Here is a 12,131-nt window from a genome sequence, read left to right as displayed (position 1 = left end):
TTTAAAAATCGCAAAAAAACGGTTAAACTAGACCGCACTTTGATCAAATAGGAGTTATTTATGCATAAATATATCACTAAAATAGCATTATGCTCATCGGTTTTATTATTATCAGCCTGTGGTTCATTGACTACCGACAGTTCACAAAGTCCTGCTGCTGTTGTTACCGCAGGCAACACCGATATTCAGGCGCTAATTAAAAAAGCCGAAGCGCTACCAAGTTTTGAATATATCCACAATAACACCCAATATATTGCTTACTTAAATGGACAACCGGAATTAATTAAAGTTAGCAATGGTACTGATAATAAATTGTTCTTTTATAAAGGTGGCAAGGTCTTTGTAATTCAAAATAACCGAGAGGTTTATCAAATTAGTGGGCAAAATCATCAGCAAGAGGCTTTAGTCGCTGAAGCGGCTAAGTTGCAGAAAATGCTTGGGCCGAATAGTGCAGACAAAGGGGCATCTAATGTAAAAACCGGTAGTGATGCAAAATTGAACTATTTATGTATTACCAAAATTCAGCAAGTGGCTCAAACTAAACGAGTGTTTCGTAGTTCTGCCAATGCGGCAAATAGCGATTCTCGTTTAACAGCGGATGTACGTTTAAACGGTAATCAATTCTATAAAATGGATTGCCAGTTAGCGGGAGAACGTGTCGCCAAATTAAGTTTAATTAAGAAGTAATTTGTATCGTTGCGCTAAAAGTGCGGTTAAAATTAACCGCACTTTGCGTTTATGGGAATATTCATGTCGGACTCAGCACGGAGCGCGTTTAAAGAGTATGTTTGGCAGTTGTTGGCCGAACACAAAGGGGAGCGTGTCTATCATTTTACTTATCAAAAACAGGCTTATTGGCTAAAACAGCCTGAGCAGCTACGTGGTGTGTGGCGTTTATTAAAGCCCCATCCCAAACAATCTTTTCTAAATGAAATTCATAGTTTACAGCATTTTGCCGAGCGTCAGGCGCCTGTGCCGAAATTGATGATGTTTGGTGAAGATTATCTAGTGCTAGAAGACGGTGGCCATAATGTGGCATATTGGGTCAGTCGTAATATTGATAACCAAACCAAGCAACGGATTTTATGTGATGCGGCAAAGGCATTGGCTGATTTACACCGCCGTGGTTTAGTACATGGCCGTCCGGCAATTCGCGATATTTTGTGGAAAGACGGCAATGTATTATTTATTGATTTTGAAGTGAATGCGGAAAAACATAGTCTGAATGAGCAAAAAGCCCGAGATTTGTTATTATTTATTTATAATTTATGCCGTGAGCAACATCTATCTGATGAATTAATTTGTAATGTAATGCGGAAATATCAGGCATATTGTGATCCCCAAGAATGGGATGATATGATGCATACGGTTTGTCATTATCGGTTTATTTATTATTTGTTGTTACCGTTTAAATACATTGCGAAAAAAGATTTAATCGGCATTTATCGTTTATTTAAAAATGTTGATTTAGTCAAAAAAGGAAAATAAATGAAAACATTCATTCTTGCGTTATTTATTGGTTTAAGTGTGACGGCTTGTTCTGTCGGCGTAGGTGCCAGCGGCGGATCAAATGGCGTTGGGGTTGGCTTTGGAGTAGGAACCGGCGTGCGATTTTAGAAAAAATTCCCGATAAGTAAATTTATCGGGAATTTTTTTGTTATTTTTTAGAGGGAAAAGTGCGGTCACTTTTCTTTCTATTTTTTTATTTTTCTTCCGCCTGATAACGAATTAATCCTTCTTGCTGAGTGGTAGCAATGAGTTTACCGTCTTCTGAGAAGAACTGACCGCGAGCTAAGCCACGCGCTGCGTAGGCGTTATTGCTTTCGATGGCATAGAGTAGCCAGTCGTTCATATTAAAAGGACGATGGAACCAAATGGAATGGTCAATGGTGGCGACTTTCATGCCTTTTTGCAAAAAACCTTTTTCATGCGGGTGAAGTGCGGTCAAAATACAATGAAAATCTGAGAAGTAGGCAAGCAGACATTGTTGAATGCGGTAATCCGTCGGTGCTTCGCCATTAGTCCGAACCCATGAAAATTGTTGTGGTGGTAGTTTATGTCCATGGAAAGGGTTATTTAAATATTTCGTGCGAATGTCGAAAGGACGCTCGGCAGTAAATTTATCACGCACGGCTTCCGGAATCGTTTGAGCCATTTGTTGAATTACTGAGCTTTCCGACATCAAGTCATCAGGTCCTTCCACTTGTGGCATATCGCTTTGGTGTTCAAAGCCCTGTTCCTGTGTTTGGAAGGAGGCGGTGATGTGGCAAATCGGCGATTTATGCTGAATGGCTTTTACCCGCATAGCCGTGAAGTTTCGGCCTTCACGCAAGATTTCTACATCGTAAATAATGGCATATTGGCTGTCGCCCGGTGATAAAAAATAGGCGTGGCAAGAGTGCAAAATACGATCCTCCGGTGCGACTTGAATGGCAGCAGAAAGCGCTTGTGCCACGACCTGACCGCCAAACACTTGACGAAAACCGAGATCTTGGCTTTTACCACGGAATAATAAATCGTCAATTTTTTCCAATTTTAATAAGTCGATTAATTGGGTTAATGCGTTCATGGTTTTTCCTTATTTGTTTAAAGTTCAGGCAGTTCTGAAGGAATTCGGTGATAAAATTTGCAATTCAGAAGTGCTTATTGCATAATGCGAGCCCTTAGCTAGTCGGTTATTCCATTAGCTAATTCAATGGAAACCTTTTCGGTTCCTCGCAATGATGTCTGATTTACCCGGTCAGGTTCGGAAGAAAGCAGCCAAAGTCAGAATTTTCGTGTGCCGAGATCAAGCTGGAAAGGTTTCCACCTCTCCAACCCTATCAAATTGCCTAAATTCGCTGTGTGAGTTGTTTGAAAAAGCCGTTTTCTTTATTCACCAAGTCTTGATAAGTCCCTTGTTCAATAAGTTTGGCATTATCGATAATCACCAAGTGATCAAACTGTTCAATCGCCGTTAATCGGTGTGTCACCATAATCAGAGTTTTATTGGCGCTGTGTGCCAAAATAGCTTGTAGCATTTTTCGCTCTGTTTCGCGATCCAAACCTTCTGTCGGTTCATCTAACAATAAAATCGGGGCGTCATTTAATAGAATACGTGCCAAACCCAAACGGCGTTGTTCGCCGCCGGATAACGGACGACCGCCGTCACCCAGCCATAAATCCAAGCCTTGTTCTTGCTGCAATAGTTTTTCTAACCCCACTTGTTGCAAAATCGCCATCATTTTCTCATCGCTGATTGGCGTATGAGTAGCAATTTGCAGGTTGTTGCGCAGGCTGTCACTAAATACGTGTACCCGTTGAGTTAAGAAACAGAATTGTTGACGTAAACTTTGTTCACTGTAACGTTGAATCTCTTTACCGGCTAAGACAATCCGTCCTTGGTCAGCGTCATAATTACGAACCAAGAGTTGTAATAAAGTGGATTTTCCGCTACCGGTTTTACCTAAAATGGCGATTTTTTGTCCTGTTTGAATAGTTAAATTCAATTCGATTAATGCCGGATTGCTTCGTTGCGGATAATGAAAATCGAGATTTTGCACGCTTAACAACGGTTGTGCGGTGTTGAATTCAACTCGCTCCGTACCGGAAAATTTAACTAAGGGTTGTTGCTCAATAATGTCGCTGACCCGTTCAGCTGACGCGATAACTTGTCCTATGTGTAAAAATGCCGCACCAATAGGCATCAGAATTTCAAATGCCGCAAGGGCAGCAAAAGTAAATAAACCGATAAAGGCGGCGCGGTATTCATCGTTGCCTAAATCTGCCTGAGAAGCGGCCCAAAGGGTAATGGAGAGCACTAAACCGTTGGCAAGCAATAAAAGTGCGGTGGAAAATCCGGATAAATTTGCTTCCCGTTGTTGATAGGCTTGCCATTGTTGTTCGGTTTGTTGCAATTTTTCTTTAACTTTGGCTTCGCTGTTAAATAGCAATAATTCCGCCTGAGCCTGGATAAATTCGACAAATTGTGTGCGATAGGTGGCACGGGATTGCGTTAATTTTGCACCGAATTTTGTGCCTAAACGGTAAAAAATGATCGGGATCACCAATAATAAAATCAATAAGGTTCCACCGATGAATAACGCCAATGGCACATTGATAAAACTCAAGCCGATCGTCATCATCAAAATCACGACAATGGCGCTGATAAATGGGGCGACAAGGCGTAAATACAGGCTGTCTAGGGTGTCAACGTCGGCAACCAAACGGTTTAATAAATCACTGTTGCGATAGCGATTTAATACAGCCGGGCTAAGCGGAATGATTTTGCTAAATACTTGCACGCGCAATTTCGCCAATACACGGAAGGTGGCGTCATGGGTGACAACTTTCTCAAAATAACGGGCAACCGTGCGACTGATGGCTAATCCGCGTACGCTGGCGGAAGGGTAGAAAAAGTTAAATAATGTGCCAAAGCCCGCAATGGCGGTAGCGGCCAAGAACCAGCCGGAAAGTGTTAACAAGCCGATACTGGAAGCCAAGCCCAAGATCATTAACAGCCCGCCCAAGAACAATGGCCATTTAGCAAATTTGAATAAGCGAATAAAAGGAAGTAAAGCACGCATTAGTTAATGTCCTGTTGTCGTTGTGCTAACAATTCGGCAAAGAAACCTTCATGTTGTAATTGCTCGAAATGCCCTTGTTGAATGATTTGCCCTTGTTGCATAACTAAAATATTGTCGCATTGTTTTAAATCTTCAATACGATGGGTAATCATCAAGGTCGTTTGTTGTTGGCTGATCGTTTGTAGTGCTTGTAACACTAAATTTTCCGATTGCGCGTCAAGGCTCGCAGTCGGTTCATCTAACAGTAATAAGTGACCTTTGCGCAACAACGCGCGAGCCACCGCTAAACGTTGGGCTTGTCCCACGGACACGCCAATGCCGCCTTCCTTAATTTCTGCCTCCAAGCCCAAACGATCGGTAAACTCTTTCGCTTGTGCCAAACTTAAGGCCTGATCGATTTCTTGTTCAGTGGCTTGGATGTCACCTAATAGCAAGTTTTCTTTAATGGAGCCTTGTAACAACAGTGGGTTTTGCCCAACCCACGCGATGTGTTTGCGCCATTGCATTAAATCTAACTCACGCAGTTCCTGGCCGTTAATGGTTAAGCTGCCTTGATAGGGTAAAAAGCCCAAAATAGTATTGACCAACGACGTTTTACCCGCACCGCTTTGGCCGACAACAGCTACATGGCTATGAGCGGGAATATGGAAATTTAATGCCTCTGTCAACGGCTTGCCATGCGGTGATAACACCACCACATTTTTAGCGGAAATTTCCACCGCACTTTGCGCCTCAAATGAGGTTTTCTTTTCACCTTGCGCGATTAAATAATCGTCTTCCAAGAAATCCACAATGGCATCCGCGGCGCCGATACCTGCCGCACGGTCGTGATAATAGGTGCCAAGATCACGCAATGGTTGATAAAACTCCGGTGCAAGAATGAGACAGAAGAAACTGATAAAAAGGGTAATTGGCGTACCGTAAGTACCAAACTCAATTTGGCCTAAATAGCTGAAACCGAAATACACAGCCATAAGCGCGATGGAAATAGACGTAAAAAATTCCAACACGGCAGAGGAGAGAAACGCCATTTTTAGCACATCCATGGTGGTTTCGCGGAAGTCCTCTGTGCTTTCTTCAATGTGACGGGTTTGCTCTGAAGTGCGGTCAAATAATCTCAAGGTTTCTAAACCGCGCAGACGATCCAAAAATTGGCCACTTAAACGGGCAAGCGTGGCCATATTTTTTTGACTGCTATCTGCTGCCGCTTTACCCACTAAAATCATAAAAACTGGAATTAATGGCGCTGTGCCCATTAAAATCAAACCGGCTGCCCAGTTAAGTGAAAAGACGGCAATTAAAATAATTATCGGCACAATGGCGGAAAGCGCTTGTTGTGGCAAATAACGGGCATAGAAATTATGTAAGTTTTCTACCTGTTCCAACATAATACTTGCCCAACTGCCGGCAGGTTTATTATTGATGGTGGCCGGGCCGACTCGGTGAATTTTATCTAAAATTTGTTGGCGAATAATATTTCGTAATAATTGACCGCACTTAAAGCCGATTTTTTCACGCAGCCATAAGATAAATGCACGCAAGACAAAACTGATAACTAACCCGATAAAATAAGGTATAAGATCGGCCGCGGCTTCGTTTAGCATAATTAATTTATGCAATAACGAAGCCAGTAAATAGGTTTGCGCCACTAAAATCACGGAAGAAATAGAAGCGAGTAGGATGTTTAGATTTAAATATTTTTTAATCGGCTTTTGCTGTTTCCGTAGCCATTGTTGTAAATATTTTTGACGGGATTTATCCATAAGTGACGGTTTTTTAGTAATGTATAAAAAAACGTAAGGTGGGCTTTAGCCCACCTCTTTTACATAATGAGTTATTGGGGAAATTCTACCCATAATTATTACTGAGTATCCAAGAAACGTTCGGCATCTAACGCGGCCATGCAACCAGTACCGGCAGATGTGATGGCTTGGCGATAATTGTGATCCATCACATCACCTGCAGCAAATACGCCTTCTACAGATGTGGCGGTCGCATTGCCCTCTAAACCGGATTTTACTACAATATAGCCGTTATTTAATTCCAGTTGGCCTTGGAAAATTTCCGTATTCGGTGCATGACCGATAGCGATAAATATGCCGTCTAATACCACGTCTTCTTTGGCGCCGGATTGAACATCTCGCAAACGAACGCCAGTCACGCCCATGTCATCGCCCAATACTTCATCTAAAGTGCGGTTGGTATGCAGAATGATTTTTCCTTCTTCCACTTTTTTGTATAAACGGTCGATCAAGATTTTTTCTGCACGGAAGCTGTCACGGCGGTGGATTAAATGTACTTCACCGGCAATGTTAGCCAAATATAACGCTTCTTCCACTGCAGCATTGCCACCGCCCACTACGGCAACCGGTTTATTGCGATAGAAGAAACCGTCGCAAGTTGCACAGGCAGAAACACCACGACCTTTGTAGTTTTCTTCGGAAGGCAAGCCCAAATAACGGGCGGAAGCGCCAGTCGCAATAATTAAGGCGTCGCAACTAAAAGTTTGAGCGTCACCATAAAGTTTGAATGGACGGGAAGATAAATCAACACGGTTGATGTGATCAAACACGATTTCCGTTTCGAATTTTTCTGCGTGCTGCAACATTCTTTGCACTAATTCCGGGCCGGTTGTTTCCCCAAAATCACCCGGCCAGTTTTCGATTTCTGTCGTGGTGGTTAATTGACCACCTTGTTGTAAGCCGGTCACCAATACAGGATTTAAATTGGCACGTGCCGCATAAATCGCAGCAGTATAACCTGCCGGGCCTGAACCCAAAATTAATAGTTTAGTATATTTAATATCTGACATAAAACATCCTTATATAAATTGAAAAAACGTACCCGCTATTATAAAAGATTTCTTTTTAGTACAACAATGAATAGAGCAATCGGCGAAACTTATTGGTTAGCGGATCATTTGTGCCGATAGCAGCTAAAATAGATAAAAATTCCTGCTTAATTTTGCCGTCTTCCGCGCCCAAATCTTGTCGTAAAATGTTAAACAATAACTCCAAGGCTTCTTCGTTGCGGTTGGCTTGGTGTAATTGTAACGCCAGTTTCAGCGCCAAATCATGGCTTGGTTGTTTGGCAAATTCTTCTTGTAATTGCTGAACTTCAGGGGTGTCGGCGGCTTTAATTAACAACTCAATTTGAGCCTGTAAGCCTTGCCAACGGCTATCGCGATCTTGTAGCGGGATCTTGTTCAAAATCTGCTGTGCCGGTTCGGTTTTCTTCATGGCGATATAAGTTTCCGCATAGAGCAGGGCAATATCGCTATTTTTTTGATTCGATAATTCCCATGCCTCTTTTAGCAATGGCAACGCCTGTTCATAGTTTTCCACCTGCAACAAATCCAACGCCTGATTGAATTTAATTTCTTCCTCTTTCGGTAAAATAACACTCAAACGTTGTTGCAACGTAGCCTGCTCCAACGCCCCTTGAAACGCGTCTAACGCTTGACCTTCTTTGAATAAATAAGTGGTCGGCAAGGCTTGAATAAGGAATTGTGCCGCCACCATTTGTTCTTTTTCACAATCCACCTTCGCTAATACAAATTGCCCTTGATATTGGTTGGCATAATCTTCCAAGGTCTTCACAAACGCCACAGAATCTGCATGGCTTGGCGCATAAAAGGTGATAACGAGAGGAGATGCTTGTGAAAGCTGGAGGATCTCGTTGAGATTGTGTTCGTTTAGGTCACGGATATAAGGAAAATCGGTCATGGCTATCTCTTATTTTTGATGAAATGAAACGGGGCGCATTATAGCAAAGTGCGGTGGGATTTTTTAGTGTTTTTCGAGAATAGAGTAGATGCGTTTTCGGCAACAGTAGTATGAATTTCAGTAAAAATAATACTTGAAGGAAATTTGAAAAAGGAATTTAAGAGATAGCCAAGCGGGTAGATTTTGAAAGAAATTTGCAAAAATGCTTTGAAATTTGACCGCTCTTTATTAAAAAACGGTTCTACCGCGGTCTATCCCAGTGCAAAATTCATGATAAATGTCGAATATTTTTTTATTTTAATCAACGACAGGAAATGCCCTCATATGGTCATGATTCCTCGTTGGAGGCACGAGAATAGGTCTGTGCCGATATGGGGTTGGCGGTGTTACTTTTCGGTGATGCTACACCATTGATAGAAAATATGGCCAATTGAGTGTTGTTTTGCCTGAATGCAAACTTCCTACTACCCTAAAGCCACTTTTTCAGCTACCCTTATCCTATATCTACACAGTTCCCCAAGGAGTTTCTCATGAACATCGCCATCACCGGTTCCAGCGGTAACATCGGCGGCATGGTCGCCCGACACCTCAGCACACGCGGCCTGCCGCTTATTCTGCCGCTGCGCAACCCCGCCAAAGCTCCCGATCTGCCGAACTGCGAGGCGCGGCGGTTTGCCTATGGCGATTTGGAGCTTGCTAAGCAGGCGTTAAATGGGGTGGACGTGCTGTTTATGGTGGCCGCCGCCGAAAGCCCGACGCGCGAACAAGAGCATTTGACTTTGGTGCAGGCTGCTTCGGAAGCGGGTGTGAAACACATGGTCTATCTCTCTTTTGCACAGGCGGCGTTGGACAGCACCTTCACGCTGGCGCGCACTCATGCGGTTACTGAAAATGCAATCCGGCAAACGAATATGCGTTACACCTTGCTGCGCGACAATTTTTACAGCGAGATGATGGCAACGATTGCCAACGCAGACGGCATCATCGCAGGCCCAGCCAACGACGGACGCGTTGCTTGCGTTTCGCAGCGCGATGTCGCCCAAGCGGCAGCAAACGTCATTGCCGACATCGCATGCGGCAACCACCGCCACGACAATCAGACCTACACGTTGACAGGTTTCCAATCATTAAGTTTTGCTGAAATAGCTGCCGTCTTAACCGAAATCACCGGCAAACCGCACCACTACCACAATGAAACCCTAGAAGAAGCCTTCGCCAGCCGCAAAGCCGCGTACCCTGACACGCCCGATTGGCAGATTGAAGCCTGGGTTTCCACCTACACCGCCATTGCCAAAGGCGAACTTGCTGCCATTTCAGACGACCTGCCGCAGTTATTGGGACACGCACCGCTTAATTTTGAAGATGTAGTAAAGGCACAATATGCAAAATAATCTTGTTCCCTTTATCGAATTTCGTGGCGCAGGCAAGCAATATGATGGCAAATATGCTGTGCGCGATTTGGACTTGACCATTTATCAGGGTGAATTTTTCGTGTTGGTGGGCGGTTCGGGTAGCGGAAAATCCACCACTTTACGCATGATTAACGCGCTAATTGAACCGACCGATGGCAACGTTTATCTGCACGGCAAACGCATTAAAGACTACGACATCCGCCAGCTCCGCCACCAAATCGGTTACGTATTGCAGCAAATCGCCCTGTTCCCCACTATGACTGTGGCGGAAAACATCGAACTCATGCCAGACGTACTGGGGTGGCCGAAAGCCGAACGCAAAACGCGTGTGAATGAATTATTGGAGTTGGTGGAACTTGACCCTGCGCACTACCGCGACCGCTATCCGCATGAACTTTCCGGCGGTGAACAGCAGCGCATCGGCATTTTGCGCGCCATTGCCGCCAAACCCCAAGTACTGCTGATGGACGAACCGTTTTCCGCGCTCGACCCGCTGGTGCGCACCGTGCTGCAAGACCAAATTGCCATGATTCACCAAAAATTTGGCACCACTATCGTTTTCGTTACCCACGATATGCAGGAAGCCGCCAAACTTGCATGCCGTATCGGTGTAATGCATAACGGCAAACTGGTACAAATCGGCACACCGGAAGAAATCAAAAAGCAGCCGGCAAATGATTATGTGCAATCGCTGTTTTCCACCGCCGACGCACCCGATGCCGAACGCATCATCAACCAATTCTTACGGTTGGATAAACAGGGGCAGGAAGCTGTGAGAAGGACAGTGTTATGATGGTGAAGGCCGTCTGAAACCTCTTTCAAGGCGCTAACACCTTGCTGTAAAGCAAACATAAACATCTATTATTCAACATACTAACCATAAAATTTAAAACTATGTTCTCATCCCTAAACGTTACCCTAACAGAACTCTGGCAAATGCTGCTTACGCATTTATGGCTTTCCGGACTGGCTTTGCTCGCGGCAGTGGCAATTGCAGTGCCTGCCGCCGTGTTGTTTGCGCGCAGACAGTGGGCAGCGGAAGCGGTATTGCAGTTCACCAATATATTGCAAACCATTCCGTCTTTGGCGCTGCTGGGTTTGCTGATTCCGTTTGTCGGCATTGGTTCGCCGCCCGTCTTGATTGCGCTCACGCTATACGCGCTGTTGCCGATTTTTCAAAATACCTATTTGGGGCTGACCCAAATCGACCAATCGATTCAAGATGCGTACACCGCATTCGGGCTATCGCGTTGGCAATCATTGTGGCGGATTGAACTGCCGATGGCACTGCCTGCCATGATTTCGGGCATCCGCACAGCGGCAGTGCTGATTGTTGGCACGGCAACACTGGCGGCGTTAATCGGTGCAGGCGGTTTGGGCAACCTGATTTTGCTCGGTATCGACCGAAACAACATGACGATGACGTTTACCGGCGCATTGCTCTCCGCGCTGCTGGCGGTCGGCGTGAGCGGCATCATTGGCCTGTTGCAAAAATCGCGGCGCAAGCTGCCGATTATTCTTGCATTGGCTGTGGGCTTTGGCGCACTCGGCCTGTCGCAGATTTCATTTACGCCTGCCACAAAAAACGTAGTGATTGCCGGCAAAATGGGCAGCGAGCCTGATATTCTGATTAACATGTATAAGTTATTGATTGAACGTGAAAATCCGAATATCAAGGTTACAGTCAAACCTAATTTCGGCAAAACCACTTTCCTGTTTAACGCACTGAATAGTGGTGAAATCGACATTTACCCTGAATTCACCGGCACCGTGCTAGAAGCCTTAGTACAAGTGCCAACTGAACAGAAAAACCACCATCTGTCGCCAGATGAAACCTATCAACGGGGCAAACAATTATTGGCGGAACAATATCAGCTGGGGTTTCTACCACCGATGTCTTATCAGAACACTTACGCGTTGGCGGTCAAAGAAAGTTACGGCGCGGCGCACCAACTGAATGCTATCAGCGACTTGAAGCAGGCTGCGCCCGATATTCGGGCAGGTTTCTCACTGGAGTTTACCGACCGGGCGGACGGCTACAAAGGCATGCAGGCTGCCGGTATTACGCTAAAACATATTGTTAGCCTAGAGCCCGCCCTGCGCTATACAGCGCTGCTGAATGACAAAATCGACCTAGTGGAAGCCTTTTCTACCGATGCTGAGTTGAAACAATATCAATTGCGCCTACTGAAAGATGATATTTCCCTGTTCCCCGCCTATCAAGGCGCACCATTGATGAAAGTGGAATTTGCCGAAAAAAATCCTCAAATTGTGACCGCACTTAACCGACTGGCGGGAAAAATTAGCGAAGAAGAAATGAGCGAGATGAACTACCGCGTAAAAGTGCAAGGTGAAAGCGCGGAAAACGTGGCTCGGGATTATTTAGAGAAAAATGGGTTGTTAGGAAAGTGAAATTGGTAGCAGGCTAC

General features: G+C 44.7%; 11 protein-coding genes and 1 other RNA gene. 7 read left to right on the top strand and 5 right to left on the bottom strand.

Annotated elements, in window-relative coordinates; all coding sequences use genetic code 11:
• Positions 1-60: 60 nt before the first annotated feature.
• The 3 genes from EL144_RS09060 to EL144_RS11705 all read left to right on the top strand — a co-directional run bounded on the left by EL144_RS09060 (position 61) and on the right by EL144_RS11705 (position 1,617).
• Entirely contained in the window at positions 61-687 is a 627-nt protein-coding gene (locus EL144_RS09060) for a hypothetical protein (protein WP_032995226.1), read from the top strand.
• Positions 688-750: 63 nt separating this feature from the next.
• Positions 751-1,488, top strand: a complete 738-nt coding sequence (locus EL144_RS09055; protein ID WP_005700805.1) for a lipopolysaccharide kinase InaA family protein — start codon at positions 751-753, stop codon at positions 1,486-1,488.
• Positions 1,489-1,617 (top strand): hypothetical protein, encoded by a 129-nt coding sequence (locus EL144_RS11705; protein WP_089503482.1) that lies wholly within the window; start codon positions 1,489-1,491, stop codon positions 1,615-1,617.
• A gap of 85 nt (positions 1,618-1,702) precedes the next feature.
• On the opposite strand, the gene tesB is transcribed toward EL144_RS11705, so the two are convergent.
• Entirely contained in the window at positions 1,703-2,569 is an 867-nt protein-coding gene (gene tesB, locus EL144_RS09050) for an acyl-CoA thioesterase II (RefSeq protein WP_005704085.1), read from the bottom strand.
• A gap of 135 nt (positions 2,570-2,704) precedes the next feature.
• On the opposite strand from tesB, the gene ffs reads away from it, so the two are divergent.
• Positions 2,705-2,803, top strand: an RNA gene (ffs, locus tag EL144_RS09045) — signal recognition particle sRNA small type.
• Between the two features lie 28 nt (positions 2,804-2,831).
• Here ffs and cydC read toward each other — a convergent pair.
• The 4 genes from cydC to EL144_RS09025 form a co-directional block, all read right to left on the bottom strand.
• Entirely contained in the window at positions 2,832-4,565 is a 1,734-nt protein-coding gene (gene cydC, locus EL144_RS09040; RefSeq protein WP_050332824.1) for a heme ABC transporter ATP-binding protein/permease CydC, read from the bottom strand.
• On the bottom strand, positions 4,565-6,328 hold the full coding sequence (cydD, locus tag EL144_RS09035) for a heme ABC transporter permease/ATP-binding protein CydD (protein WP_005704088.1): 1,764 nt from the start codon (positions 6,326-6,328) through the stop codon (positions 4,565-4,567). The genes cydC and cydD overlap by 1 nt, the downstream gene beginning before the upstream one ends.
• Positions 6,329-6,426: 98 nt before the next feature.
• Positions 6,427-7,377, bottom strand: coding sequence for a thioredoxin-disulfide reductase (gene trxB / locus EL144_RS09030; RefSeq protein ID WP_005704090.1), 951 nt, complete (start codon positions 7,375-7,377; stop codon positions 6,427-6,429).
• Positions 7,378-7,432: 55 nt separating this feature from the next.
• The gene (locus EL144_RS09025; protein ID WP_005704091.1) at positions 7,433-8,290 is read right to left on the bottom strand and encodes a co-chaperone YbbN; all 858 of its coding nucleotides are present in this window, start codon (positions 8,288-8,290) and stop codon (positions 7,433-7,435) included.
• Between the two features lie 530 nt (positions 8,291-8,820).
• Between EL144_RS09025 and EL144_RS09020 the strand changes: the two genes are divergently transcribed.
• The 3 genes from EL144_RS09020 (at position 8,821) to EL144_RS09010 (ending at position 12,114) form a co-directional block, all read left to right on the top strand.
• Positions 8,821-9,681 (top strand): SDR family oxidoreductase, encoded by an 861-nt coding sequence (locus tag EL144_RS09020; RefSeq protein WP_005704092.1) that lies wholly within the window; start codon positions 8,821-8,823, stop codon positions 9,679-9,681.
• Positions 9,671-10,495, top strand: a complete 825-nt coding sequence (locus EL144_RS09015; RefSeq protein WP_005704093.1) for an ABC transporter ATP-binding protein — start codon at positions 9,671-9,673, stop codon at positions 10,493-10,495. Before EL144_RS09020 ends, EL144_RS09015 begins: the two co-directional genes overlap by 11 nt.
• Before the next feature lie 101 nt (positions 10,496-10,596).
• Positions 10,597-12,114: an ABC transporter permease/substrate-binding protein gene (locus EL144_RS09010; RefSeq protein ID WP_032995229.1), complete on the top strand. Its 1,518-nt coding sequence runs from the start codon at positions 10,597-10,599 to the stop codon at positions 12,112-12,114.
• Positions 12,115-12,131 lie beyond the last annotated feature (17 nt).

Origin of the sequence: Aggregatibacter aphrophilus ATCC 33389 (assembly GCF_900636915.1) — a bacterium.
GTDB classification, from domain to species: Bacteria; Pseudomonadota; Gammaproteobacteria; order Enterobacterales; family Pasteurellaceae; genus Aggregatibacter; species Aggregatibacter aphrophilus.
Note: the sequence above shows the minus strand (reverse complement) of the source record. Positions and strands in the feature narration are given on the sequence as shown.